Origin of the sequence: Sphingomonas sp. Leaf257 (assembly GCF_001422185.1) — a bacterium.
GTDB lineage: Bacteria > Pseudomonadota > Alphaproteobacteria > Sphingomonadales > Sphingomonadaceae > Sphingomonas > Sphingomonas yabuuchiae.
Map to the genome: position 1 here is coordinate 11330 of NZ_LMMH01000033.1, position 25014 is coordinate 36343.

Here is a 25014-nt window from a genome sequence, read left to right on the forward strand (position 1 = left end):
ATGATGTAGGATCAGGTCACCACATCGGGTTCGGTGCGGCCGGTATGCTGGGTGATCCCGGCAATCTCGTCCGCCGCCGCGATGATGTCGGCGAGCATCTCCGGCGTCTCGCGGTCGAGCTGATCGGCGGAATAACGCTCCAGATACACTCGCAGCGTCGCGCCGCTGGTGCCGGTGCCCGACAGACGGAACACCACGCGGCTGCCGCCCACGAACAACACGCGAATGCCCTGGTTGCGGCTGACCGACTGATCGGTCGGGTCGGTATAGGCGAAGTCGTCCGCCGCCTCGACCGTCAGCCCCGCGAACGTCTCGCCCGGCAGGGTGGCCAGCTTGGCGCGCAGATCGGCCATCAGCGCATCGGCGCGCTCGCTCTCGACGCCCTCATAGTCGTGGCGCGCATAATAGTTGCGGCCATAGGTCGCCCAGTGATCGCGGGCGATCTGGTCCACCGACTTGCCCGAGGTGGCAAGGATGTTGAGCCAGAGCAGCACCGCCCACAGCCCGTCCTTCTCGCGCACATGGTCCGAGCCGGTCCCTGCGCTTTCCTCGCCGCAGATCGTCGCCATGCCTGCATCCAGCAGGTTGCCGAAGAACTTCCAGCCCGTCGGCGTCTCATAGGCCGGGATGCCCAGCTTCTCGGCCACGCGGTCGGCGGCGGCGCTGGTCGGCATCGAGCGGGCGATACCCTTCAGGCCACCGGCATAGGCGGGCGCCAGATGTGCGTTCGCCGCCAGCATCGCCAGGCTGTCCGACGGCGTGATGAAGCGGCCGCGCCCGATGATCAGGTTGCGGTCGCCGTCACCGTCCGAGGCCGCCCCGAAATCGGGTGCGTCGGGGGCCATCATCCGGTCGTACAATTGCCTAGCATGGACCAGATTGGGATCGGGGTGATGGCCGCCGAAATCGGGAAGGGGGGTGCCGTTCTTCACCGTGCCCTTGGCGAAGCCCAGTCGGTTTTCCAGAATCTCGGTCGCGTACGGCCCGGTCACCGCGCTCATCGCGTCGAACGACATGGTAAAGCCGCCCTCGACCGCCTTTCGGATCGCGGCGAAGTCGAACAGGCTCTCCATCAGCGCGGCATAGTCGGCGACCGAGTCGATCACCTCGACCGTCATGTCCCCGACCGTCACCTCGCCCGGCGTGTCGAGGTCGATGTCGTCGGCCTCGACGGTCAGCCAGCGGCTGATCGACTTGGTGTTGGCGTGGATCGCGTCGGTCACCTTTTCCGGCGCGGGGCCGCCGTTCGAGATGTTGTACTTGATGCCGAAATCTTCGTCCGGCCCGCCCGGATTGTGGCTGGCCGACAGGACCAGACCGCCCAGCGCCTTACGCTGGCGGATCACGTTGCTGGCCGCAGGCGTCGACAGGATGCCGCCCTGGCCGACCACGACGCGGGCAAAGCCGTTCGCCGCCGCCATGCGGATCGCGACCTGGATCACTTCGCGGTTCAGGAAGCGACCGTCGCCGCCGATCACCAGCGTCTGGCCGGTCTTTTCATCGCCCAGCGCATCGAACGTCGACTGGATGAAATTCTCGGCATAGTTGCGCTGCTGAAAGACGCGAACCTTCTTGCGCAGGCCCGAGGTGCCCGGCTTCTGGTCGAGATAGGGCTCAGTCGCGACGGTCTTGATCATGGGTTCCCCAGCACGGATCGATAGAGTTCGGCATAGTGGCGGCCGCTATGGTGCCAGCTATAGTCGGCATTCATGCCATTGACCTGGATGGTCCGCCATTGGTCTTGGTCGGCATAGAGTCTCATTGTGCGACGCAGCACGGCAACAATATTGTCGGCGGTGACAGTATCGAACTGAAGCCCGGTCGCCACGCCCATGGCCAGCGCGGCCTCATTGGCGTCGATGATCGTATCGGCCAGCCCGCCCGTACGCGCGACCACGGGAACGCAGCCATAGGCGAGCGCATAGAGCTGGGTCAGCCCGCACGGCTCGAACCGCGAGGGGATGACGATCGCGTCGCACCCGCCTTGAAGCAGATGCGAGACCGGCTCGTCATAGCCGATGCGCACCGCGACGCGGCCCGGATGGCGAAGGGCCGCCGTGGCGAAGGCGATCTCCAGCGCCGGGTCGCCGGTCCCCAGTACGACCAGCCGTCCGCCCAGCGCCACCAGATCGTCGATCACCTCGACCAGCACGTCCATGCCCTTTTGCCAGGTCAGGCGGCTGATGACGGTGAAGATCGGGCTGTCATCCTCGTCCAGCCCGAACGCCTGTTCGACCGCGCGCTTGTTGGCGATGCGGTCGTCCAGCGTGTCGACGGTGAAGGGGGCGGGCAGGGCGGGGTCGGCCTTGGGACTCCAGATGGCGGGGTCGATGCCGTTGACGATGCCGCTGACGCATTCGGCGCGCGCGGCGATCAGGCCCTCCAGCCCCATGCCATACTGAACCCGGTGGATTTCCTCGGCATAGGTCGGGCTGACCGTGGTGATCGCATCCGCCGTCCGCAGGCCCGCCTTCAGATAGCCGATCTGGCCATAATATTCGACGCCGTCGACGCTCCACGCCTCGGGGGGCAGGCCCAGATCGGGGAAGTGGTGCGCCGCGAACGAGCCCTGAAAGGCGATATTGTGGATGGTGACGATGCTCTTGGCGACCTTGCCGGGGCCGGGCGCATAGTGGAGAAAGGCGGGGGCGAGCGCGGCCTGCCAGTCATGCGCGTGGAGCAGGTCGAAATCGTACCCCGGCACAGCGCCCGAGGCGAGGTCCGCGCCCGCGCGCGCCAGCACCGCGAAGCGCCGCCAATTGTCGTGCCAGTCATTTCCGCCGGTATCGACATAGGGAAGCCCCTCGCGCTCCCAAAGCTGCGGCGCCTCGATCACCAGCAGCCGGTGCGTGCCGATCATCGCCTCGCGCAGATATGCTTCGGTGCCGATGATGTGCGTCCAGTGATGGACGCGCGGGGCGTCCTCGCCGATCGCGCGCATCACCTTGGGGAAGCCGGGGATCAGCGTGGTAACGGCGATGTCGTGCGGCGCCAGCGCCTCGGGCAGCGCGCCGACCACATCGGCGAGGCCGCCGGTCTTGATGAGCGGGAACGCCTCCGAGGCGACCGACAGGACGGAAAGGGTCATGGGGACTTTCAGTTGGCCAGACGGTCGATCATCGGCTGGGTGATCAGGCAGATGCCCTTGTCGGTGCGCCGGAACCGATGCGCGTCGAGCACCGGGTCTTCCCCGACCACCAAGCCGTCGGGAATTTTGACGCCACGATCGAGGATCACCCGCCGCAACTGGGCTCCCCGTCCGATCTGGCAGAAGGGCAGGACGACGGCCTCGTTGAGCGACGCATAGCTGTGCGTGCGAACCCCGGTCGACAGCAGCGAGCGGTTGATCGACGATCCCGACACGATGCAATCGCCCGCGATCAGGCTGGCCACCGCCGATCCGCGCCGTCCCTCGACATCATGAACGAACTTGGCGGGCGGCGTGATCTCGGCATAGGTCCAGAGCGGCCAGCTGCGGTCGTACAGGTCGAGCTGCGGCACCACGTCGGTCAGGTCGAGGCTGGCCTCCCAATAGGCGTCGACGGTGCCGACGTCACGCCAATATGCGCCGGGTTCGTCCTCCGAGCGGACACAGCTGGCGGAGAAGCGGTGCGCCTGGGCTTTGCCATGCTCGACCAGATAGGGGATGATGTCCTTGCCGAAGTCGCGGGCGGAGCCGGGTGTTTCGGCATCACGGCGCAGCTGCTCGAACAGGAAGGCAGTGCGGAAGACATAGATGCCCAGCGACGCCAGCGACACGCCCGGATTGCCGGGAATGGAGGGCGGATCGGCGGGCTTTTCGACGAAATCGACGATGCGGTCGGTCTCGTCGACATGCATCACGCCGAACGCACTCGCTTCCTCGCGCGAGACCTCCAGACAGGCGACGGTGACGTCGGCACCACTGTCGCAATGCTGCTGGAGCATCAGCTCATAGTCCATCTTGTAGACGTGATCGCCCGCCAGGATGACCATGAATTCGGGCGCATAGCTTTCGATGATGTCGATATTCTGGAACACCGCGTCGGCCGTACCCTCATACCATTGGAATTCGCTGATCCGCTGGCTGGCGGGCAGGATGTCGAAGCTCTCGTTGCGTTCGTCGCGCAGGAAGTTCCAGCCGCGCTGAAGGTGGCGGATCAGCGAGTGCGCCTTGTACTGGGTCGCCACGCCGATGCGGCGGATGCCGGAGTTGATCGCGTTGGACAAAGCAAAGTCGATGATTCGGGCCTTGCCGCCAAAATAGACGGCGGGCTTGGCACGGGTGTCGGTCAGTTCCATCAGGCGACTGCCACGACCGCCCGCCAGCACATAGGCCATGGCATCGCGCGCCAGCGGTTGTCCGCGCCTCAGGTCCATCGTCCGTCTCCCGTCCCTTGTGTTCATGTCGCAACGCGCAGGCGAGGCGTTGGTATTCTTGTAAAAGTCTCGATCCAGATCAGCCGTCGAAGCGCAGCATGACAGTCGCCAGCGGCGGCAGCGTCACCCAGGCTGCGCCGTCGCTGGCATCCACGCCGCCCATATTGCCAAGGCCCGAGCCCCAATATTGCGTCGCGTCGGAGTTCAGCACCTCGGTCCAGCGGCCGTCATGCGGCAGCGGCAGGCGATAGGGCGCGCGGGCGACCGGCGTCATGTTGGCGATGACCGCGACCGGCTTTTCACCCGGTGCCTTGCGCAGCCAGGCAAAGACCGATTGCGCACTGTCGTCGGCCACCAGCCATTCGAAACCTTCGCGCTCGCAGTCGCGGGCATGGAGCGCAGGCGTGTCGCGATAGAGATGGTTCAGGTCGCGAACCAATGAGCGGACGCCTTCATGTGCATGGCTGCACCGCAGATGCCAGTCGAGCGGACGGTCTTCCGACCATTCCTCGCGCTGGGCGAATTCCTGGCCCATGAACAACAGCTTCTTGCCGGGATAGGCCCACATGAAGGCGTAATAGGCGCGGAGATTGGCGAATTTCTGCCAGTCGTCGCCCGCCATCTTGGTCAGCAGGCTACCCTTGCCATGGACCACTTCGTCATGACTGAGCGGCAGGACGAAATTCTCGTCGAAGGCGTAGTGCAGGCCGAACAGGATTTCGCCATGATGGTGCCGCCGATGCACGGGTTCGCGCGCCATGTACTGGAGCGTGTCGTGCATGAAGCCCATGTTCCACTTGAACCCGAAGCCCAGGCCACCGTCATGCGCGGGGGCCGAGACGCCGGGCCAGGCGGTGGACTCTTCGGCGACGGTGAAGACGCCGGGATGCTGGCCGTACACTTGCCGGTTGACCTGGCGGAGGAACTCGACCGCTTCCCAATTCTCACGCCCGCCCTGCTCGTTGGGCACCCACTCGCCATCCTTGCGGCTGTAGTCGCGGTAGAGCATCGAGGCGACGGCATCCACGCGAAGCCCGTCGATATGATAACGCTCGGGCCAGAAGAGCGCGTTGTTGACCAGGAAGCTTGAAACCTCGCGCCGCCCGAAATTATAGATGGCGGTGTTCCAGTCGGGGTGGAAACCCTGGCGCGGGTCCTCATGCTCGTAGAGCGCGGTGCCGTCGAAATGCGACAGGCCATGCGCGTCGGTGGGGAAGTGGGCGGGCACCCAGTCGAGAATGACGCCCACCCCGGCGCGGTGCGCACCGTCGACGAAGCGCGAAAAGCCCTCGACATCGCCGAACCGGGCCGACGGGGCATAGAGCCCGGTCGTCTGATACCCCCAGCTCGGGTCGTACGGATGCTCGGAGATGGGCAGGAATTCGATATGGGTGAACCCCATTTCCACCACATAGGGGATCAGCCGGTCGGCCAGCGCATCCCAGCTGAGATACCAGCCATTCTCGTCGCGGTCCCAAGACCCGGCATGGACCTCGTAGATGCTGATCGGCACGCGGCGCGGGTCGATCTTCGACCAATGTTCGCGGTGGGGGGCATCCTTCCAGACATGCTGGGGCGGAGCGGTCGTGACCGAGGCGGTGTTGGGGCGAAGCTCGGCGGCGAAGGCGAAGGGGTCGGCCTTCATCGGCTGTTCCGCGCCATGCGGGCCGGTGATGGCGAACTTATAGGCGCGGCCCTCGCCGATATCGGGGATGAAGATTTCCCAGACGCCGACATCCAGGCGGCGGCGCATGACGTGGCGGCCGGGGTTCCAGTCGTTGAAGTCGCCGACGACCGCGACCCGCTCGGCATTGGGGGCCCAGACGGCGAAGTGCACGCCCGCCACGCCCTGATGCTCGATCAGGTGCGCGCCCATCTTGTCATAGAGGCGGAAGTGATTGCCTTCGCCCATCAGGAAGTCGTCGAGCGGGCCGAGCACGGGGCCGAAGCTGTACGGATCGGTGATCCACCATTCCGCGCCGTGGCCGCGGGCGCGGTACTTGACCGGCTGGGCGGGGCCGTCGACCGCTCCCTCGAACAGGCCGCGTGCGTCGACGCTCTTCAGGTCGCCCAGCGCCGTGCCGGACAGGTCGAAGGCCGTGACCGCCTCCGCACCCGGCACCAGCGCCCGCAGGAACGTGCCGCCCGGTCCTTCATGAGGTCCCAGCAACGCGAAGGGATCGGCGTTGCGGCCCTCGATCAGGGCATCCAGAGCGGCACGGGGTGGCTTCACATCACGTTCCAGATTTCCTCGGCATATTGCCGGATGGTGCGATCGGAGGAGAACCATCCGACTTTCGCGACATTGTGGATGGCCGAGGTCGCCCAGCCCGCCTGGTCCTGCCAGCGTGTGTCGACGCTGCGTTGTGCGGCGGCATAGGCATCGAAATCGGCGGCGACCATGAACCAGTCGCCATCGTACAGCCCGCCCATCAGCCCAGCGTAGCGGCCGGGATCGTCGGGCGAGAACACGCCCGAGGCGATGGCGGAGACGGCCTGGCGCAGTTCCGGGCTGCCCTCGATCACTTCGCGCGGGTTGTAGCCGTCGCGGCGCTTGGCGGCGACCTCGTCGGCGGTCAGGCCGAAGATGACGATATGATCGTCGCCGACATGTTCCTTGATCTCGACATTGGCGCCATCGAGCGTGCCGATGGTGAGCGCGCCGTTGAGGGCGAACTTCATGTTGCCGGTGCCCGACGCCTCCATGCCCGCGGTCGAAATCTGTTCGGACAGATCGGCGGCGGGAATGATCTTCTCGGCCAGGCTGACATTGTAGTTCGGGATGAACCCGACTTTCAGCAGATGACCGACGCTGGGGTCCGAATTGATCCGGCGAGCGACGTCATTGGCCAATTTGATGACCAGCTTGGCATTGTGATAGCTGGAAGCCGCTTTGCCCGCGAACAGCTTGACGCGCGGGGTCCAATCACGCTCGGGATGGCTGCGGATCTGGTCGTACAGCGCCACCGTCTCGATGATGTTGAGCAGCTGGCGCTTATATTCGTGGATACGTTTGATCTGGACGTCGAACAACGCATCGGGGTCCACCCGAAGTCCCGTCGATTCCCGAAGATAATTCCCAAGCCCCACTTTGTTGGAACGTTTGATCGCCAGAAAGCGTTCCCTGAAATTCGCGTCCTGCGCAAATTCCGTGAGCGCTATCAATTTTTCCGCGTCATCCTCGAAACCCGGTCCGATCGCCTCGCGGATCAGCGCGGTCAGTTGCGGATTGCATTGCTGCAACCAGCGGCGCGGCGTGATGCCGTTGGTCTTGTTGTTGATCCGCGTCGGATAGAGGCGATGCAGGTCGGCGAAGACCGTCTTCTTCATCAGCTCGGTATGGAGCGCGGCGACGCCGTTGACGCTGTGGCTGCCCGCAAAGGCCAGGTTCGCCATGCGCACCCGGCGCTCGCCGCCCTCGTCGATCAGGCTGATCGCGGCGATGGCGCGGTCGTCCACGCCCTCCAGGCCGCGGGCCTCGCGCAGCAGCTTGGCATTGATCGCATAGATCAGCTGCATGTGACGCGGCAGCAGCCGCTCGAACAGGTGCAGCGGCCAGCTTTCCAGTGCCTCGGGCAACAGCGTGTGGTTGGTATAGCCGAAGGTGCGGCGGGTGATCTCCCACGCCTCCTCGAAACCCAGATCGTGATGATCGACCAGCAGGCGCATCAGCTCGGCGACCGACACCGCCGGATGGGTATCGTTCAGCTGGATCGCCGCCTTGTCGGGCAGGGTTCGGATATCTTTGAAATACTGGATATGCCGCCGGACGATGTCCTGGAGCGAGGCGGAGGAGAAGAAATACTCCTGCCGCAGCCGCAGTTCCTGCCCCGCCGGCGAACTGTCCGAGGGGTAGAGGACGCGGACCAAAGTCTCCGCCGCCAGCTGCCCGGCCAGCGCGCCGGTATAATCGCCCGCGTTGAAGCGATCGAGCCGGATGGGGTCGATCGCCTGCGCGGTCCACAGCCGCAGCGTGTTGACCCGCTTGCCGCGCCAGCCGACGACGGGCGTGTCGACCGCCACCGCCTCGACCGCCTCGGCGGGTTTCCAGTGGACTGCGCCGCTCTCCGTGCCGATCACCTCGCCGCCGAAGCCGACGAAATAGGCGCTCTCGCGACGCTCGAACTCCCAGGGGTTGCCATGGCTGAGCCAGGTTTCGGGCAGCTCGACCTGCCAGCCATCGTCGATACGCTGGCGGAACATGCCGTTTACATAACGGATGCCATAGCCGTAAGCGGGCAGGTCGAGGCTGGCGAGGCTTTCCATGAAGCACGCGGCCAGTCGGCCGAGGCCGCCATTGCCGAGCGCCGCGTCGGGTTCGATCTCCTCCAGCTCGGCGAGATCGACGCCCAGGGTCTGGAGGGCACCCGCCACCTGCGCCATCACGCCCATGTTGGACAGCGCGTCACGCAGCAGCCGGCCGATCAGGAACTCCAGGCTGAGATAATAGACCCGCTTCGCCCCCGCCGCATGGGCTTCGCGGGTGGAGGCCATCCAGCGCTCGATGATGTCGTTGCGGACGGTCAGGATGGTCGCGGCCAACCAGTCGTGCCGCCGCGCATTGGCGGCGTCCTTGCCGATCCGGTGCACCAGCGTGTCGACAATGGCGTCGGCCAGCGGCCCGGTGTCGTCGACATGCAAGGTGGTGATGGTGGTCGTCATTGATTCGGGCGTCCCTGTCGATCCAGTTGCACCCAGATTAGCCGCGTAAGGGGTGAAGTCACGCGGCATTCCTTCGCAACTGCGAAAACGAGATCAGCCCGTTGCCAGACCCCACAACAAGGTCAGGTTAAGGCCGATGATAATCGCCGCAATGATCCACGCTAAGATGCGCAGCCATACGGGACTGGCAAAGGGCCCCATCATCCCCTTGTTCGAGGTGAAACGGACCAGCGGCACCACGGCAAAGGGCAGTTGCAGGCTGAGGATGACCTGGCTGAGGACCAGCAGCTTGGTCGCGCCCGCCTGACCGCTGGCCCCCACGACCAGCACGGCGGGCACGATCGCCAGCCCGCGCGTGATCAGCCGCCGCAGCCAGGGCGCGAGCCGCAGGTCGAGGAAGCCCTCCATCACGATCTGCCCGGCGAGCGTCCCCGTGACGGTCGAGTTCTGGCCCGAGGCGAGCAGCGCCACGCCGAACACCACGCTCGCGGCGCCTGCGCCCAGCATCGGGGCGAGCAGCCGGTACGCCTGGTCGATCTCGGCGACATCGGTGCGGCCTGCGACATGGAAGGTGGCCGCCGCCACGATCAGGATCGCGGCATTGATGAAGAAGGCGAAGAACAGCGCCACCGTGCTGTCGATCGTTGCCATCTTGATCGCATCGCGCTTGCCTTCGGTGGTCAGGCCGAAGGCGCGGGTCTGCACCACCGAGGAATGGAGGTAGAGATTATGCGGCATCACTGTCGCGCCCAATATGCCGATCGCGATGTAGAGCATCGCCGGGTCGGTCACGATCCGCGTCGTCGGGATGAAACCCGCCATGACGGCGCCCGGATCGGGGCGCGAGGCGATCAGCTCATAGAGGAAACAGCCGCCGATGATGAGGAGCAGCGCGATGATGAACGCCTCTACCTTGCGGAAGCCGTAACGCTGGAGCGCCAGGATCAGGAAGACGTCGAACCCGGTGATGAGCACGCCCCAGACCAGCGGCAGGTCGAACAGCAGTTGCAGCGCGATGGCGGTTCCCAGCACCTCGGCCAGGTCGCAGGCGATGATCGCGATCTCGCAGAGCAGCCAGAGGATGCGCGAGACCGGCTTGGAGTAAGCCGCCCGGCATGCCTGTGCCAGATCCAGCCCGGCGGCGATCCCCAGCCGTGCCGACAGCGCCTGCAGGATCATCGCCATGATGTTGGACAGCAGGATGACCGACAGCAGCGCATAGCCATAGGCCGAACCGCCCGCGATGTCGGTCGCCCAGTTGCCGGGGTCCATATAGCCGACCGCGACCAGATAGCCGGGCCCGGCAAAGGCGAACAACCGCCGCAGGAAGGACGCGCCCTCCGGTATGGCGATCGAACGATGGCTTTCGGCAAGCGAGCGGGTGGCGGGCGTGGCTACGGTCATCGACCTTCAGATGTGACGGAGTTTCCGAAAACCGACAACCCGCCAAAGCGTTGCGCGATACAACAATCCTCGTCCCAGGAAGGATTTAGAGCGGATCGACATTCAGCCGTGCCCTTCTTCCCTCGCCCCTCATAGAGGGGAGAGGGTTGCGCAGACTTGGTCTTTGCAAAAGCAAAGGCTTAGTCGGAGCTGGGTGAGGGGTGCTGCGCTCGCACCCGCGAGCGCNNCTAACCCTCTCCCCTGTCCAGGGGAGAGGGAAGAGGGGGGCTGAATGTCGATCGATTTTAGAGAGAAGACCCCACCACCGCACAGGCCAGTGCCATCAGCAAACCGGCAAAGCGATTCGATCGAAATCGGTGAAGCGCCCCCGCGCCATCGTCTGGCTTCAACGTCGCCACCTGCCACCCGAGATGCAGCGCCACCGGCACCAGCGCCGCAAGGGCAATCGCGTCCGGTCGCACCAGCCAGATCGCCCCCGCCCAGCACAGCACCGCCGCAAGGTAGAACGCCCCGACCCCCGGCTTCACATGCGCCCCCATACGCAGCGCGGACGAGCGCACCCCGATCAGCGCATCATCCTCGCGGTCTTGCAGCGCATAGATGGTGTCATAGCCGATCACCCAGGCGATCGACCCCGCATAAAGCAGCCACAAAGGTGCCGAGAGCGAACCCGCCACCTCGGCCCAGCCGACCAATGCGGCCCAGCTGAACACCATGCCCAGCCACGCCTGCGGCCACCAGGTGATCCGCTTCATGAACGGATAGGCCGCGACCGGCGCCAGGCTGGCCACCGCGACGATCGCGGCGAGCGGGCGAAGCTGGACGAGGACGACGAGGCCGATCAGGCACAGCGCGACCAGCCAGATCGCCGCCAGCTTCACCGACACCAGCCCCGACGGGATCGGCCGCGCCCGTGTCCGCGCCACCTGGGCATCCAGATCGCGGTCGACGATGTCGTTGAACACGCATCCCGCACCGCGCATCGCGATCGAGCCGAGCAGGAACCACAAGATCAGCGGCCAACGATCCGGCAGCCCGCCTGCCAACGCGATCGCCCAGACGCCGGGCCAGAACAGCAGCCACCAGCCGATCGGCCGGTCGAACCGGGCCAGCAGCGCCAGCCCGCGCAGCCGGGGCGGCAGTCGCCCGACCAGTCCCTTATGCTCGCTATCGGGTACGATCTCGACGGTCATGGGCTCGATGGTCATGGCATGCGGCCTATGACCGCGACCCGTGGCGCGCAAGGGCGTTCGCCGCTATCGTCTGCCCGTGTCTTCCCGCCATAGCCTCGCCTCATGATCGGTCTGTCGGTCGCGGTCGGCCGTTTCGTCGAGGCGTTGTTCTGGGCGATCCTGCGCGTTGCCGGGATGGTCGGCGGCGTGGTCCTGCTCGTCGGCGTCGTGCTGGGCGTGATGTGGTGGGCGATCCGGCGGCGGCGCTAGGCCCCCAGCATCGCCAGCTGCGAGCGGATGACGTCCAGATTATGCTGCGCCAAATGGCTGCCGCGCCCCGCCACGCTGCCTTCCAGCTCGGGACGTTCGCCGATCGCCAGGCAGCGTTGCCAGGACCCTTCCGCCAAGGGCAGCCAATGCCCGATCGCGTTGGCAGGATCGGCCATGGCCCGGTCGAGCAGCAGGTCGCCGAGGACGAAGAAGAAGTCGGGCGATTCCGGCCAATGCGGCATTTCCCGGTCGGCCAGCGCCAGCGCTTCGTCCAGCCGCCCGGCCTTTGTCAGGACCGTGATCGCCGTGACGACCAGCTCGTGCCGCCAGTTCGCATCCGCCGGAGTCAGCGCCAGGGACTGCGTGAAATGGGTGCAGGCCGCATCCAGATCGTCGCGCATCCGGGCGTCGCGGGCGATCTGGTAATGGAGGTACGGATCGTCCGGCTGCTCGGCAAGATCGCGCAGCAACAGGATATGGTTGCGGTTCCGCTTGGGGACGATCTGCGCGGCCAGATAGCCGTCATGCCCCACATGCAGGGGCAGGGGAACGCGTGGCAGCGGTGACGCGACCTGCTCATGCACGCGGCCCTCATAGCGCGCGCCGCGCGGGATTAGCCGGGTGATCCAGCTGCGCGTCGCCGTCTCGCCATCGTCATGCTGGTTATGGATGCACACCCGCCCCAGCCGCGCCGGACCGCCGCACCATTCGCGCAAGAGCTCGCCGCCCGTGACCAGCCATTCGTCGGCATCCAGCATCAGCGCCCAGTCGCTGTCGGCCAGATCGAGCAGATGATTGCGCGCGATCGAGAAGCTGTCCGGCCAGGGCAGGTGATGGACCTCGGCCCCGGCGGCCTGGGCGATGGCAACGCTATCGTCGGTCGATCCGGTATCGAGGACGACCATCTTGTCGACCCAGGGCGCGACGCTCCCCAGACAGCGCGCCAGGCAGCGCGCCTCGTTTCGGACGATCAGGGTCGCGGCGATCGATATGGATGGGGACATGATCCGCCTTGAGGCACAGCGATCGTAAACAACGCCCTAAGACTCTGATTTCAGGCGGCCAGCGTCGCCAGCTGCGACCGCACGATGTCGAGATTCTGCTGCGGCAGATAGCTGCCGCGTCCGGCGACGCTGCCGTCCAGATCGGGTCGCTCGCCGATTGCGAGACAGCGTTCCCAGGCCCCTTGCGCCAGCGGCAGCCAATGGTCGATCGCCTGTGCGGGGTCGGCCAGCGCCTGATCGAACAATATGTCCCCCAGTACGCAGAAATAGTCGGGCGAGTGCTGCCAATGCGGGAATTCGGCATAGGCCAGCGCCAGCGCCTCGTCGCGCCGCCCCATATAGGCCATCAGCGTCATGGCGCTCGTCACCAGCGGGTGCCGCCACCCGGCATCGCGCGGCGCGGTCGCTAGGGCGCGCTGCAGATAGTCGCAGGCGGTTGGAAGATCGCGCCGCGCCTGCGCTTCCATGCCGAACTGGAACATCAGATAGGGATTGTCCGGCTGCTCGGCGAGTTCGCGCTGCAACAGCTGGTAATTGCGGTCGATCTTCCTGGCCTTCTGGGCCGCGAGATAGCCGTCATGGCCGACATGGATCGGGGTAGGGGTGATCGGCAGGGGAGAGACGACCTGTTCGTGGATGCGCCCCTCATAATAGGTGCCGCGCGGTAACAGACGGGCAATCCAGCTGCGCGTCGGGTAGGCACTGCCATCCGTCTCGTTCTCGATGCAGACCGACCCCAGCCGCGGCGGCCCCGCGCACCAGCGACGAAGCTGCTCGCCGCCCGCGCTGATCCACTCGTCGGCGTCGAGCATCAGGTTCCAGTCGGCATCGGCGCAGGCCATCACATGGTTGCGCGCCTCGGCGAAATCGTCCGGCCAGGGCAGGTGATGCACCTCGGCGCCCGCCGCCTTGGCGATGGCCACGGTTCGGTCGGTCGAACCCGTGTCGAGCACGACGATGCGGTCCACGAACGGGGCGACGCTTTCCAGACAGCGTGCGAGGCAGCGCGCCTCGTTCCGGACGATCAGGGTCGCGGCGATACGGGGGGCAGGGGGCAACATCCTGGACGATCCTCGACGCTGGGGATTTGCGCACACGCTATCCCCGCCCCCGTGAAGATTTGCCTAATGCGGCCGTAACCCTATTTGGCCAGCCGCCCGTCTTCCAGCGCGGCCATGTCGAACGGGAACAGGATTTCCGGGTCGGGCGCCTTCACGCCGCCCGCGATATCGGCGGGGGCGATGCCGCGTAGGATGTGGCGGATGATCGCGATCCGGGCATCCTTCTTGTCGTCGGCGCGCACGACATGCCAGGGCGCGAAGGGGGTGTGGGTGCGGGTCAGCATCGTGTCGCGCGCCGCCGAATAATCGGCCCATTTGGCCTGCGCGACCTTGTCCATGTCCGACACTTTCAGCGCCTTGAGCGGATCGGTGCGCCGCGCCTCCAGCCGCTCTTCCTGTTCCCTCTTCGAGATGTCGAGCCAGATCTTGACCAGCCTGATGCCGCTTTCGACCAGCATCCGTTCAAAATCGGGGGCGTCGCGCAGGAACGCCTCCTGCTCGGTGGCGGTGGAGAAGCCCATCACCACCTCGACGCCTGCACGATTGTACCAGCTGCGGTTGAAGATCACGATTTCCCCGGCGGCGGGCAGGTGCGTGGCGTAGCGCTGGAAATACCATTGCGTGCGTTCGCGGTCGGACGGCTTGGGCAGTGCGACCACGCGGGTGGCGCGGACCGAGAGATGTTCGGTGATCCGCTTGATCGTGCCGTCCTTGCCCGCCCCGTCGCGGCCTTCCAGCACGATCACCACGCGTTCGTCAGACCCCGCCATCGCCATCTGGGTGCGCACCAGCGCAAGTTGCAGCGATTCCAGTTCCTCTTGGTAATGTTTGCCCATCGTCCGTCCTTTCGCGACAGACAACACCCGAAGCCGCAAAAGTGGCAAGTGCCGCGCGACCCGTGTAAGCGAGGCCCATGCCCGCTACCCCCGCCTGGCCGCCGCAATCCACGCCCCGCCTGTTCGTCGACCAGCCCCTGGCCGAGGGGCCGATCCGCATCGACGGCCCGGCGGCGCATTATCTGGTGTCGGTGATGCGGACCAAGGTCGGCGATCCGGTCAAGCTGTTCGACGACCGGACCGGCGAGTGGCTAGGCATCGCCGCCTCGGTCGGCAAGCGCGACCTGACGCTGGACGTGACGGAAATGCTTCGCGAGCGTGAGGCGGTGCCCGATCTGTGGCTGTGCGCCGCGCCGCTCAAAAAGGGCCGGGTCGACTGGCTGGCCGAAAAGGCGTGCGAGCTGGGCGTGGCAAGGCTGGTCCCCGTCGTCACCCGCCGCACCGTGGTCGACAAGCCCAATACCGAACGGCTGCGTGCGCACATGATCGAAGCGGCCGAACAATGCGGCCGCACCGCGCTGCCCGAGGTGGCCGAGCCGGTGAAGCTGGCCGCGCTGCTGCGCGACTGGTCGCCGGAGCGTGCCCTGTTCTTCGCCGACGAGACCGGCGGCGTCCCCGCGCTGGAGGCGATGCGAGCCCATCACGGCCCGGCGGCGATCCTGATCGGCCCCGAAGGTGGCTTCGACGCGGAGGAGCGCGAGGCGATCCGCGCGCATCCCGCCGCCATCGGCATCGGCCTCGGCCCCCGTATCCTGCGCGCCGATACCGCGGCGGCGGCGGCGGTGTCCCTCTGGATGGCGGCGGCGGGGGACTGGCGTTGATTCAGCCTATGGCGTGGACGCGCGCGCCCGCGTAAGGCGCGGTTCATGAGCACCAAGACCGCGAGCACAGCCAAGAGCGCCATCATCGAGTCGCGCGACCAGTTGATCGCCAGCTTCGCGCGCGGCGAAAAACCCAGCGATCGCTGGCGGATAGGGACCGAGCACGAGAAGTTCGTCTATGCGCTGGGCGATCACCACGCGCCGTCCTACGACGAAGCCTCGGGCATCCGCGCGCTGCTTGGGCAACTGGAGCAATATGGCTGGGCGCCGGTCATGGAGGGCGGCAACGTCATCGCGCTGACCGGCGCGGACGGCTCGATCAGCCTGGAGCCTGCGGGCCAGTTCGAACTGTCGGGCGCGCCGCTGGACAATCTGCACCAGACCTGTGCCGAGACGGGGCGTCACCTGACCCAGGTGAAGGCGGCGGGCGACAAGCTGGGCGTCGGTTTCCTGGGGCTGGGCATGTGGCCGGACAAGACCCGCGCCGAGCTGCCGATCATGCCCAAGGGGCGCTATGCGATCATGCTGCGCCACATGCCGCGCGTCGGCTCGCTCGGCCTCGACATGATGCTGCGGACGTCGACGATCCAGGTGAACCTCGACTACGCGTCCGAGGCGGACATGGTGAAGAAGTTCCGCGTCGGCCTCGCGCTCCAGCCGCTGGCGACTGCCTTGTTCGCCAACTCGCCCTTCACCGAAGGCAAGCCCAACGGCAAGCTGTCCTTCCGCAGCCATATCTGGTCGGACACCGACCCCGCGCGCACCGGCATGCTGCCCTTCGTGTTCGAGGACGGTTTCGGTTATGAGCGCTATGCCGACTATGCGCTCGATGTGCCGATGTACTTCGTCTACCGTGAGGGCAAGTATATCGACGCGGCGGGTCTGTCGTTCCGCGACTTCCTGAAGGGCGAGCTGTCGGTCCTGCCCGGCGAGCTGCCGACGATCGACGACTGGAACGATCACCTGTCGACCGCCTTCCCCGAAGTGCGGCTGAAGACCTTCCTGGAGATGCGCGGCGCCGATGGCGGTCCGTGGAACCGCATCTGTGCGCTGCCTGCGCTCTGGGTCGGGTTGTTGTACGACAACGGTGCGCTGGATGCGGCGTGGGATCTGGTCAAGGACTGGTCGCTCGATGAGCGGCAGGCGCTGCGCGACTCGGTGCCGGAACTGGCGCTGGACGCGCCGCTGCCGGGTGGCGGGCGTCTGCGTGACATTGCGGGTGAGGTGCTCGATATCGCGCATGCCGGGTTGGCGGCGCGCGCGCGGTTGAACGGGGCGGGGGATAACGAGACCGGCTTCCTCGATCCGCTGCGCGAGATCGTCCGCTCGGGCAAGGTGCCTGCGCAGGTGCTGCTCGATCGCTATCATGGCGAATGGGGCGGCGACATCTCGCGGGTGTATGGCGAGGCGAGCTTCTGATGATGAGTCTCGCGCTCTGGACATTTGCTATGCTTGGCGCTTGCGTCTTTTGTCTGGTGCGCGGTGTTCTGGATTGTCGGCGCGGACATTATGTCTGGGGGGTCTTGGGGATCGCCAGTGGGTTGATCCTGGCGTTCATGCCGATCCAGACCCATGCCGTGAAGGTGGACCTTCCCGTCGAAGGCCAAGGTCCTACCCCCGCCCCCAAACCCGCCTGAAGAATCGCGGCACCACTCCATACCGCTCCATCCAGTCATAATAATCCCGATAGGCCGGATCGGCCGACAGATGCCGCTCCTCGGTCCGCGCGCGCCAATAATAGATTCCGCTGACCACCCCGAGCAGCAACGTGCTGCGGGCTGCATCCACCCAGGTCCCGGTCGACAGGATCGGGATCGTCGCGATCCACCAGAAGATGTTCTTCGACAGATAGGCCGGGTGCCGCGACACCGCATAAGGCCCGTGGGTCAGGATGCCCCGGTGCGTCAGATTGGAAAAGCGGATGCCGAACGCCACGGTTGACCAGGCATAGATGGCGGTCAGGGCGACCAGCACCGCGCCCGTCACCGCCAGCACCAGCGGGTGCCCCGCGAACCAGTAGCTCCACTCGGCGGTCCCCGGCCGATAGTTGAGCGGGCCGTTATCGCCCATCAGGATCGTCGGCGGATAACAGATCAGCGCTGCCGCCCAGGCCGCCGCATAAGGATTGGCCGAGCGGATATGCGCATCGAGCGGCCGCATGGTCAGCATATACCCGATCGTGGCAAAGGCAACGTCGATCAGGAACATTAGCGTGATCAGCCCATTGGCCAGCGCCACCGGATCGTGCAGCGCGACGCTCAGGTCGGTCCGCACGAACATGCCGAACCCGCCCGGCACCACGCCCAGCATGAAGGGCAGGAAGAACGCCTTCACCGCCCAGGATCGCAGATGCGCGTAGATGGCGTGCCGATCCACGCCCGGCTGCCCGGTCAGCCATGCGCCCAGCATCCACGCACCGTCCTTCGGCTCGACCAGCCGCCGGTCGAGCCAGATGACATAGGGAATGGACAGCAGGAACAGCACCGGCGCGATCCACCCCAGGCACCACATGGCAAAGGGAAAAATCCCCTGCCAATAGAAGCGCCCCGTCGCAAAGATCAGCGCGATCCCGCCAAAGGTCGCCCAGAGCCCCGCCAGCTTGGTCAGGCTGATGTCCAACGTCTCGCGGGCGGGACGGGGATTCGCCCAGTCGATCCCGGTCGAGGCATGGCGATGCACCTTGTCGACCAGTACCGACCAGAGCAGCATCGGCACGCCCGCACAGACCAGATGCAGCAACGCCGCATAAGGCCCGTCGAGATGCCGCCACCGCGCGAAAGCGATCCAGCCCAGCGAACCCGCCAGCCCGGCCAACCCGACACCCCGGCTGACGGCGGAGCGGGGACGCGGCGGGCGCGTGGCGTGCGGGGCGGAATCGACCATGGAATGCGGGCTTTAACGTAATTCGGTAAGCAAGGCGTTAGGGTGGATCGACATGCAGCTATGCCCTTCTTCCCTCGCCCCTCGCAGAGGGGAGAGGGTTGCACAGACTTGGCCTTTGCGAAAGCAAAGGCTTGGTCGGAGCTGGGTGAGGGGTGGAGCGCTCGCTGGCCGAGCGCGCGAGCCGTTCGGCTCGCTCAACCCCTCACCCAAGCTGCGCTAGCCAGCAAGCTGGCAAGCTTCGCTAACCCTCTCCCCTGTCCAGGGGAGAGGGAAGAAGGGGGAGGATGAATGTCGATCGGTTCCAGGAAGATCATTCCTCCGCCGTCGCCAGAATCTGCGCGACCTCTTCGGCGGTAATCCCGAACGCCGCCGCCAGCCCCGACAGCGACGCCCCCCGCTTGGACAATTCGCGAATCCGCCACTCGTCGACCACCGTGGCGTAGCCCCGCGTATCGCGCTGCTCGCGCACCACGTCCTTGCGGCCCGAGGTGCGGTGGCGCTTGGCGGCGGCGGCATGGGGGTCCCTGGCGGCGGCGGCTTCCTCCGCCTCGCGCCGGGCGGCGCGTTCGGCTTCGCGGGCCAGCGTCTCGCGCTCACGCAACGCGGCGCGCGCCTCCATCCGCCCAGCCATCAGCGTGCTGCGCTCGCCCGCCCGTGCCTCGCGCGCCTTGGCCCGTGCGGCGGCGCGCTCCTCCAAACTATCATTCGTCCGGACGCGCAGTCCGCCGCGCGGCGGCGTCACGCCCCAGCTGTCATCGACCATGTCTTGCCTCAAATTCCGAGGCCGCCGTCTATAACGACGCGGCCCCGCCCCGCCAGAGGGCGTGCGTATCGCCATCCAAACCGGCGGCATTGGCAACCAGCGGGCGATCTGCTTGTTATTGATGCAGATATAGAATGGGAGGATGGTGATGAACCCGATGCTGGACCCCGATCTCATGGAGTTCATGGACGACGAGTCGCTGCTACTGGCCTTCGCCATGGCCAGTGCCGAGCCCGGCGGCGGCGATGCCCAGGCGATCCAGGCCGAGATGACCCGACGGGGCCTGCGCCCGATCGCGGCCATGCCGGGGCTGCTCGACGTGGCACGTACCGACCACCGGAGCGGCGCTTTGCGTCTCTAGATCAGCGAAATTCGGGACTTACAGCCGGATATACCGGAAATACCACACCTCATGCCCCTGGCGGCGGGCCTTGCGTTCGTAGCGCGTTTCGGGCCAGTCGGCGGGGCGGGTGAGGAAGTCGGCGGGGGTGCGGGCCTGCCATTCGAAATCGGCCCGGCCGTTCATGATCATCATCGACCAGTGGCAATAGGTCGGGTCGTCGGTGCCCAGGCGGAATTCGCCGCCCGACTTCAGCTTGCGCGCGATGGTGTCGAGCGGGCCGTGGTTCATCATCCGCCGCTTGGCATGGCGGGCCTTTGGCCAGGGATCGGGGTGGAGCAGATATACGCGCTCCAGGCTGGCATCGGGCAGCCGCTCGATCACCTCCAGCGCGTCGCCCATGTGCAGGCGGACATTGGTCAGCTCGCGGTCGCGGATATGGCCGAGCGCACCGACCACGCCGTTCAGGAACGGCTCGCAGCCGATAAAGCCGGTGCCCGGCGTCGCCTCGGCCTGTCCGGCCAGATGCTCGCCCGCGCCGAAGCCGATCTCGACCTGAAGCGGCCGATCCTCGCCGAACAGGCGCACGGCATCCAGCGGGCCTTCCTCGGGCACGCTCAGTGTCGGCAGCATCTCTTCGACCAGCGCGGCCTGGCCCTGGCGCAGCTTATGGCCCTGACGCCGACCATAAAGGCGGCGGATCGTCGTCGGATCGTTCATCGCCGGGCCTTTAGCGCGGGTCGGACAGGGAGCCAAGGGTGGGGTCGCTCGTTGCGCTTCCACCATGGAAGACGATGCTCCCCAACCCGATGGAAAGGCGCAGAAGGCCGCCGATGCCAAGGACCTCCACCGCGCGGTGCGTGAGGCGGGGGAGAGCGAACTGGACCGGCCCGCCGGTGCGCTGTTCTGGTCGGGGCTGGCGGCGGGGATCGCGATCCACAGCTCGCTGATCGCCGAGGGGGCGCTTCACGCCGGGCTGCCCGAGGCGCCGTGGCGCGGACTGGTCGCGTCGCTGGGCTATCCGGTGGGGTTTCTGGTCGTCATTCTCGGGCGGATGCAGTTGTTCACCGAAAGCACCATCACCGCGATGCTGCCGCTGGTGACGAAGCCATCGGCCTGGGCGCTCCGGCGGACGCTGCGGCTCTGGGGGATCGTACTGGTCGCCAACCTGATGGGCACGGCGCTGGCCGCGGGCATGGTGGCGGCGGGGGCGCTGGGCAATGCCGAGATTCGCGAGTCGATGGTCGCGGTGTCGGTCCGTATCCTGGAGCTGGGCGGATGGGACACGTTCGTCAACGCCATCCCCGCCGGGTTCCTGATCGCGGTGGTCGCCTGGATCCTGCCCAATGGCCGGACCCAGGCCTTCTGGATCATCCTGGCCATCACCTATGTCATCGCGATCGCCGGATTCAGCCACTCGATCGTCGGTGCAGACGAGGCGTTCCTGCTGCTTTTCACCGGTCAGGTGTCCGTCGAGCGGGCGATGTTCGGGCTGATGCTCCCGGCGATCCTGGGCAATCTGGTCGGTGGGGCGGGGCTGTTTACGCTGCTCGCCCATGGTCAGGTACAGGGCGAGGCACGGGAATAGCGGCCTTAGCGCGGGAAAAGGACCGAGATGTCCCGACCCCGCACCTGCCATGTTCGCTTATCGGGTGTCAGCACAAAGACGGGCTGCTGGACGCTGTAAGAGGCAAAGACGTGAATCTCGGTCGGCACCGGATCGAGCAGATGGTTGACGAACAGCCCGGCGACCTTCTCCTTGTCTCGGTCGGGCAGCTTCAGGTTGAGGCAGCTGGTGTTGAACGCGCGGCTGCCGACGATCCGCCCATCCGGCGCGATCGTCACGCGGTAATTGCCGCCCATCATATAGTTGGCGTTCGTGACCTGTGGTGAAAGCAGATAGACGGTAACCGGGCCGCCATTTACGGACGGCAGGACGACGGTGTTGAACGGTGCGGCGGTACAGGGGCGATAGCCCTTCGCCCCTGCCTCCTGCTTGGCGATTTCGCGGGCGCGGGCGAGGATCATCTGTACGGGCGTCAACGGCGCAGGCTCGGACAGGATGTCGTGCCGGACGACTTTCCCGTTCCGCACATCGGCAATGAAAAAGGCACGCGCGCTGGCGGCGTCGCCCTTGAAATAGGTCGCACGCAGCGTGTCCTTGTTGACCGGCTCGATGACATAGCCGCCCGCACCCACCAGCTGGTCTCTGGGGACCACCTCCATCAGCGAGTCGGTGCTGACCCAGGCCGCGCGGTCGAAGGCGTAGATCATCACGCCAAAAATCGAGGCGTCATTGAGACGCTGTTGCTCGGAGCGGCTGTCCTCGGTTGCGATGACGGGCGGTGCCGCCGCCACTTGCGCTGCCGCTACCAGAATCGCCATCGCCAGCATCGTCCATCCCCCTATTGATCGGAGGGAGGCTGACGTGCCGTGTCCCAAAGGGCAAGCGCATTACCCGAAAAAGAAAGACGCCCGCGCGGGCATCCCCGCACGGGCGTCGTTCACCTGTCGGTGCGTCGGATCAGGCGACGGCGGCCTTGATCTGGTCGACCAGGTCGGTCTTTTCCCAGGTGAACAGCGCGCCCTCGGCCTCGCGACCGAAGTGACCATAAGCGGCGGTCTTCGAATAGATCGGCGCGTTCAGCTTCAGATGCTCGCGAATGCCCTTCGGCGTCAGGCGAACCAGCTTCGGCAGCGCGGCCTCCAGCTTGGCTTCCTCGACCTGGCCGGTGCTGTGCAGGTCGACATAGACCGACAGCGGCTCGGCGACACCGATGGCGTAGGAGAGCTGGATGGTGCAGCGCTTGGCCAGACCCGCCGCAACGACGTTCTTGGCGAGGTAGCGTGCGACATAGGCCGCCGAGCGGTCGACCTTGGTCGGGTCCTTGCCGCTGAACGCGCCGCCGCCATGCGGGGCAGCACCGCCATAGGTGTCGACGATGATCTTGCGGCCGGTCAGACCGGCGTCACCGTCCGGGCCGCCGATTTCGAACAGGCCGGTCGGGTTGACGTAGATCTGCTTCTCTTCAGGCAGCCAGCCCTCGGGCAGGATGTCGGTCAGCACCGACTTCACATAGTCGCGAAGCTTGGCCTGGCCCGCCTCGTTCGACAGTTCGGCCGAATGCTGGGTCGACACGACGATCGCGGTCGCGCCGACGGGCACACCGTTTTCATAGCGCAGGGTCACCTGGCTCTTGGCGTCGGGCTCCAGAAAGGGGGCCGCGCCGGAGTGGCGGTCGGCCGCCATCTTTTCCAGGATCTTGTGGCTGTAATAGAGGGTGGCGGGCATCAGTCCGGGCGTCTCGTCGGTCGCGTAACCGAACATGATGCCTTGGTCGCCAGCGCCTTCGTCCTTGTTGCCGCTCTCGTCCACGCCCATCGCGATATGCGCCGACTGGGCGTGCAGGTTGTTCGAGAAGTCGAAGGTCTGCCAGTGGAAGCCCGACTGCTCGTAACCGATCCGCTTGACCGTATCGCGCACGGTCCGCTCGATCTCTTCCAGCGCGCCCTCGGCCCACTGGTCGTTCTCGAACACGCCCTTGCAGCGGATTTCACCCGCCAGCACGACCTTGTTGGTGGTGGTCAGGGTCTCGCACGCGATGCGTGCTTCCGAATCCTTGGACAGGAACAGGTCGACGATCGAGTCGCTGATCTGGTCTGCGACCTTGTCGGGGTGACCTTCGGAAACCGATTCCGAGGTAAAGATGTACGAGTTCCGCATTCCCGTCCTCATAAGGATATAAAGATAGCTTTATATGTCCTCTAGCGGGCGCGGCGGCGAATGGCAACGCCGATCGCGGCAAGCGCCGCCGCGATGGCCAGCGCCATCATGTTGCCGATGCGTGAGAAGGGCGTGGGCGGCAGGGCGGCGGGCAGGGGGGCTTGCGCCGCGCCCGCCGTCTCATGGGATACGGTCGCAATCAGGCGGCCATCGGCGGCGATGATCGCCGAGATGCCGGTCGGGGTGGCGCGAATGATCGGCAGCCCCTCCTCGATCGCCCGCATCCGCGCCTGCGCCAGATGCTGCGGCGGGCCCCAGCGGCCGAACCAGGCATCGTTCGACGGATTGAAGAGCAGGCGCGGGCGATGCGCTTCGTCGACCACCTGGCCGGAGAAGATGATCTCGTAGCAGAGCTGTACCCCGACCGGCCCGAAGCCCGGCACGCGCAGATTGCGCGGACCGGGGCCGGGGGTGAAGTCCATGTCGCCGGGGACGAGGCGGGCGAGGCCGAGCGGCTTCAGCAGCCACGGCATGGGCAGATATTCGCCATAAGGCACGAGATGCGCCTTGTCGTAGCGCCCGGTGATCCGTGCCGAAGGGCCGATCGCAAAGACGCTGTTGGTCGCGCTGCTCACCCGAGCGCGATCAGGCGAGAAGAGCAGCGCGGTGCCCCCGACTAGTGCGGTGTCGTGCGGTCCCAGCACGCGGGCGATCTGGCGGCGCGTCCAGAAGGGCGGGGCATAGTTGAACCCGAAATAGGCCCAGTCTGGGTAACCGTCCTCGATCATGTCGCGCACGACGCCCTCGGGCCAGACGATCAGTCGGGGGCGGGGGCCGGGACGTCCCGACAATTGGGTCAGGCGTTCGATCAGCAACGGGCCGTCGCTCTGGCCGCGCTGGTCCTGGCTGACATTGGGCTGGACGACGCGGACCAGCGGCGCGTCGGGGGCGGGCTCGGCGGCGCGGGTCAGCGGAGCGGACAGCGCGGCCAGCCCGGTCGCGGGCACCATCACCGCCGCCAGATGCCAATGCCGCCGAAGCGCCAGCCAGATCGCGCCCGCCAGCACCACGGTCAGCCCCGACAGCGCATAGGTGCCGATAAAGGCGCTCATCCGCGCCACGCCGATGACCGGCAGCCAGGCGACCGACAACGGGTCCCAGGCATAGCCAGTGAACAGACGCGCGCGTAAATATTCGGTCGCGATCCATGCCGCACCGAAGATCAGCACATAGGCGGCATCCGGTCGCCGCCCCCGCAACCTCCAGGCCACGCCCGCCGCCGCCATCGGGAAAATGGCCAGGTAGAGTGCCAGTCCGACCGCCGCGAAATAGCCCAGCACCGGCGGCATCTTGTCCTGAAAGTCGAAGGCGTGCTGAAACCAGTTGTTGTTGACGGTGAAATGCCCGACCCCAAACGCCCATCCGCGCCACAGCGCGCCCCGGATGCTTGGCGCATCCTGCACCAGTGCGAGCAGGACGATCAGCCCGACCAGCAACAGCGGCCAGAGGTCGAGCGGGGCAAAGCCACAGGCGGCGACAGCCCCGGCGATCAGGGCGAGGAGAGCGGGATAGCGGGTCACGGCGGCAGGATATGGCGCGGGCCTGTGACAGGAGCAATGCGGGATGTGTAGCGATGCCCCTCCACCACCCGGCTGTGCCGGGCGGTCCCCCTCCCCAAGCATAGCTTGGGGAGGATTTTGACAGCCCATTCCTCC

Annotated in this window: 21 protein-coding genes; 5 read left to right on the top strand and 16 right to left on the bottom strand. The window is 66.3% G+C overall.

From position 1 onward, the window contains the following. Positions 1-11: 11 nt before the first annotated feature. The 7 genes from ASF14_RS14545 to ubiA all read right to left on the bottom strand — a co-directional run bounded on the left by ASF14_RS14545 (position 12) and on the right by ubiA (position 11618). Positions 12-1637 carry an alpha-D-glucose phosphate-specific phosphoglucomutase gene (locus tag ASF14_RS14545; protein WP_056436507.1) on the bottom strand — a complete coding sequence of 542 codons (1626 nt, stop codon included), beginning with the start codon at positions 1635-1637 and terminating at the stop codon, positions 12-14. Further along, positions 1634-3088, bottom strand: a complete 1455-nt coding sequence (gene glgA, locus ASF14_RS14550) for a glycogen synthase GlgA (protein ID WP_056436510.1) — start codon at positions 3086-3088, stop codon at positions 1634-1636. The genes ASF14_RS14545 and glgA overlap by 4 nt, the downstream gene beginning before the upstream one ends. A gap of 8 nt (positions 3089-3096) precedes the next feature. After that, the gene (glgC, locus tag ASF14_RS14555; protein WP_082442275.1) at positions 3097-4359 is read right to left on the bottom strand and encodes a glucose-1-phosphate adenylyltransferase; all 1263 of its coding nucleotides are present in this window, start codon (positions 4357-4359) and stop codon (positions 3097-3099) included. Positions 4360-4438: 79 nt separating this feature from the next. Next, positions 4439-6592: a 1,4-alpha-glucan branching protein GlgB gene (gene glgB / locus ASF14_RS14560; protein ID WP_056436514.1), complete on the bottom strand. Its 2154-nt coding sequence runs from the start codon at positions 6590-6592 to the stop codon at positions 4439-4441. Continuing rightward, on the bottom strand, positions 6589-9021 hold the full coding sequence (locus ASF14_RS14565) for a glycogen/starch/alpha-glucan phosphorylase (RefSeq protein ID WP_082442276.1): 2433 nt from the start codon (positions 9019-9021) through the stop codon (positions 6589-6591). The genes glgB and ASF14_RS14565 overlap by 4 nt, the downstream gene beginning before the upstream one ends. Positions 9022-9114: 93 nt before the next feature. Further along, the gene (locus ASF14_RS14570) at positions 9115-10425 is read right to left on the bottom strand and encodes an Nramp family divalent metal transporter (protein WP_056436516.1); all 1311 of its coding nucleotides are present in this window, start codon (positions 10423-10425) and stop codon (positions 9115-9117) included. A 284-nt stretch (positions 10426-10709) separates the two neighbouring features. Beyond that, positions 10710-11618, bottom strand: a complete 909-nt coding sequence (gene ubiA / locus ASF14_RS14575) for a 4-hydroxybenzoate octaprenyltransferase (protein ID WP_156361236.1) — start codon at positions 11616-11618, stop codon at positions 10710-10712. A 102-nt stretch (positions 11619-11720) separates the two neighbouring features. Here ubiA and ASF14_RS21930 point away from each other — a divergent pair, with 102 nt between their 5' ends. Next, entirely contained in the window at positions 11721-11867 is a 147-nt protein-coding gene (locus ASF14_RS21930; protein WP_167345453.1) for a hypothetical protein, read from the top strand. Here the strand turns inward: ASF14_RS21930 and ASF14_RS14580 are convergent. From ASF14_RS14580 to ppk2, 3 genes are all read right to left on the bottom strand, one after another. Further along, entirely contained in the window at positions 11864-12871 is a 1008-nt protein-coding gene (locus tag ASF14_RS14580) for a glycosyltransferase family 2 protein (protein ID WP_056436523.1), read from the bottom strand. The two genes, ASF14_RS21930 and ASF14_RS14580, sit on opposite strands and share 4 nt — an antisense overlap. A gap of 50 nt (positions 12872-12921) precedes the next feature. After that, a complete protein-coding gene (locus ASF14_RS14585; protein WP_201780602.1) occupies positions 12922-13932 on the bottom strand; it encodes a glycosyltransferase family 2 protein in 1011 nt (336 codons plus the stop codon). Positions 13933-14012: 80 nt separating this feature from the next. Next, positions 14013-14768 (bottom strand): polyphosphate kinase 2, encoded by a 756-nt coding sequence (gene ppk2 / locus ASF14_RS14590; protein ID WP_056436526.1) that lies wholly within the window; start codon positions 14766-14768, stop codon positions 14013-14015. 77 nt (positions 14769-14845) lie between these two features. Between ppk2 and ASF14_RS14595 the strand changes: the two genes are divergently transcribed. After that, on the top strand, positions 14846-15589 hold the full coding sequence (locus tag ASF14_RS14595) for a 16S rRNA (uracil(1498)-N(3))-methyltransferase (RefSeq protein WP_056436528.1): 744 nt from the start codon (positions 14846-14848) through the stop codon (positions 15587-15589). Between the two features lie 45 nt (positions 15590-15634). Further along, positions 15635-17008 (top strand): glutamate--cysteine ligase, encoded by a 1374-nt coding sequence (locus ASF14_RS14600; RefSeq protein ID WP_056436531.1) that lies wholly within the window; start codon positions 15635-15637, stop codon positions 17006-17008. Positions 17009-17200: 192 nt separating this feature from the next. Here the strand turns inward: ASF14_RS14600 and ASF14_RS14610 are convergent, their stop codons facing one another. Both ASF14_RS14610 and ASF14_RS14615 read right to left on the bottom strand, forming a co-directional pair. Beyond that, the gene (locus tag ASF14_RS14610; RefSeq protein WP_201780603.1) at positions 17201-18472 is read right to left on the bottom strand and encodes a methyltransferase family protein; all 1272 of its coding nucleotides are present in this window, start codon (positions 18470-18472) and stop codon (positions 17201-17203) included. Between the two features lie 310 nt (positions 18473-18782). After that, on the bottom strand, positions 18783-19235 hold the full coding sequence (locus ASF14_RS14615; protein WP_056436536.1) for a hypothetical protein: 453 nt from the start codon (positions 19233-19235) through the stop codon (positions 18783-18785). Positions 19236-19383: 148 nt separating this feature from the next. Between ASF14_RS14615 and ASF14_RS14620 the strand changes: the two genes are divergently transcribed. Next, positions 19384-19596: a hypothetical protein gene (locus tag ASF14_RS14620; RefSeq protein ID WP_156361213.1), complete on the top strand. Its 213-nt coding sequence runs from the start codon at positions 19384-19386 to the stop codon at positions 19594-19596. Between the two features lie 18 nt (positions 19597-19614). Here ASF14_RS14620 and trmB read toward each other — a convergent pair whose 3' ends face one another. Further along, positions 19615-20295 (bottom strand): tRNA (guanosine(46)-N7)-methyltransferase TrmB, encoded by a 681-nt coding sequence (gene trmB / locus ASF14_RS14625; RefSeq protein WP_056436541.1) that lies wholly within the window; start codon positions 20293-20295, stop codon positions 19615-19617. Between the two features lie 64 nt (positions 20296-20359). Here trmB and ASF14_RS14630 point away from each other — a divergent pair, with 64 nt between their 5' ends. After that, the gene (locus ASF14_RS14630) at positions 20360-21163 is read left to right on the top strand and encodes a formate/nitrite transporter family protein (RefSeq protein ID WP_056436544.1); all 804 of its coding nucleotides are present in this window, start codon (positions 20360-20362) and stop codon (positions 21161-21163) included. A 5-nt stretch (positions 21164-21168) separates the two neighbouring features. Here ASF14_RS14630 and ASF14_RS14635 read toward each other — a convergent pair whose 3' ends face one another. The 3 genes from ASF14_RS14635 to lnt all read right to left on the bottom strand — a co-directional run bounded on the left by ASF14_RS14635 (position 21169) and on the right by lnt (position 24879). Next, on the bottom strand, positions 21169-21960 hold the full coding sequence (locus ASF14_RS14635) for a hypothetical protein (protein WP_156361214.1): 792 nt from the start codon (positions 21958-21960) through the stop codon (positions 21169-21171). 139 nt (positions 21961-22099) lie between these two features. Continuing rightward, a complete protein-coding gene (metK, locus tag ASF14_RS14640; protein ID WP_056436550.1) occupies positions 22100-23299 on the bottom strand; it encodes a methionine adenosyltransferase in 1200 nt (399 codons plus the stop codon). Positions 23300-23340: 41 nt separating this feature from the next. After that, entirely contained in the window at positions 23341-24879 is a 1539-nt protein-coding gene (lnt, locus tag ASF14_RS14645) for an apolipoprotein N-acyltransferase (protein WP_056436553.1), read from the bottom strand. Between the last annotated feature and the right edge of the window lie 135 nt (positions 24880-25014).

What these genes read in the sequence shown, in the direction of transcription:
- ASF14_RS14545 (WP_056436507.1), bottom strand. Translation starts at nt 1,637, where the DNA reads ATGATCAAGACCGTCGCGACTGAGCCCTATCTCGACCAGAAGCCGGGC.
- glgA (WP_056436510.1), bottom strand. Translation starts at nt 3,088, where the DNA reads ATGACCCTTTCCGTCCTGTCGGTCGCCTCGGAGGCGTTCCCGCTCATC.
- glgC (WP_082442275.1), bottom strand. Translation starts at nt 4,359, where the DNA reads ATGGACCTGAGGCGCGGACAACCGCTGGCGCGCGATGCCATGGCCTAT.
- ASF14_RS14565 (WP_082442276.1), bottom strand. Translation starts at nt 9,021, where the DNA reads ATGACGACCACCATCACCACCTTGCATGTCGACGACACCGGGCCGCTG.
- ASF14_RS14570 (WP_056436516.1), bottom strand. Translation starts at nt 10,425, where the DNA reads ATGACCGTAGCCACGCCCGCCACCCGCTCGCTTGCCGAAAGCCATCGT.
- ubiA (WP_156361236.1), bottom strand. Translation starts at nt 11,618, where the DNA reads ATGACCGTCGAGATCGTACCCGATAGCGAGCATAAGGGACTGGTCGGG.
- ASF14_RS21930 (WP_167345453.1), top strand. Translation starts at nt 11,721, where the DNA reads ATGATCGGTCTGTCGGTCGCGGTCGGCCGTTTCGTCGAGGCGTTGTTC.
- ASF14_RS14580 (WP_056436523.1), bottom strand. Translation starts at nt 12,871, where the DNA reads ATGTCCCCATCCATATCGATCGCCGCGACCCTGATCGTCCGAAACGAG.
- ASF14_RS14585 (WP_201780602.1), bottom strand. Translation starts at nt 13,932, where the DNA reads ATGTTGCCCCCTGCCCCCCGTATCGCCGCGACCCTGATCGTCCGGAAC.
- ppk2 (WP_056436526.1), bottom strand. Translation starts at nt 14,768, where the DNA reads ATGGGCAAACATTACCAAGAGGAACTGGAATCGCTGCAACTTGCGCTG.
- ASF14_RS14595 (WP_056436528.1), top strand. Translation starts at nt 14,846, where the DNA reads ATGCCCGCTACCCCCGCCTGGCCGCCGCAATCCACGCCCCGCCTGTTC.
- ASF14_RS14600 (WP_056436531.1), top strand. Translation starts at nt 15,635, where the DNA reads ATGAGCACCAAGACCGCGAGCACAGCCAAGAGCGCCATCATCGAGTCG.
- ASF14_RS14610 (WP_201780603.1), bottom strand. Translation starts at nt 18,472, where the DNA reads ATGGTCGATTCCGCCCCGCACGCCACGCGCCCGCCGCGTCCCCGCTCC.
- ASF14_RS14615 (WP_056436536.1), bottom strand. Translation starts at nt 19,235, where the DNA reads ATGGTCGATGACAGCTGGGGCGTGACGCCGCCGCGCGGCGGACTGCGC.
- ASF14_RS14620 (WP_156361213.1), top strand. Translation starts at nt 19,384, where the DNA reads ATGAACCCGATGCTGGACCCCGATCTCATGGAGTTCATGGACGACGAG.
- trmB (WP_056436541.1), bottom strand. Translation starts at nt 20,295, where the DNA reads ATGAACGATCCGACGACGATCCGCCGCCTTTATGGTCGGCGTCAGGGC.
- ASF14_RS14630 (WP_056436544.1), top strand. Translation starts at nt 20,360, where the DNA reads ATGGAAGACGATGCTCCCCAACCCGATGGAAAGGCGCAGAAGGCCGCC.
- ASF14_RS14635 (WP_156361214.1), bottom strand. Translation starts at nt 21,960, where the DNA reads ATGGCGATTCTGGTAGCGGCAGCGCAAGTGGCGGCGGCACCGCCCGTC.
- metK (WP_056436550.1), bottom strand. Translation starts at nt 23,299, where the DNA reads ATGCGGAACTCGTACATCTTTACCTCGGAATCGGTTTCCGAAGGTCAC.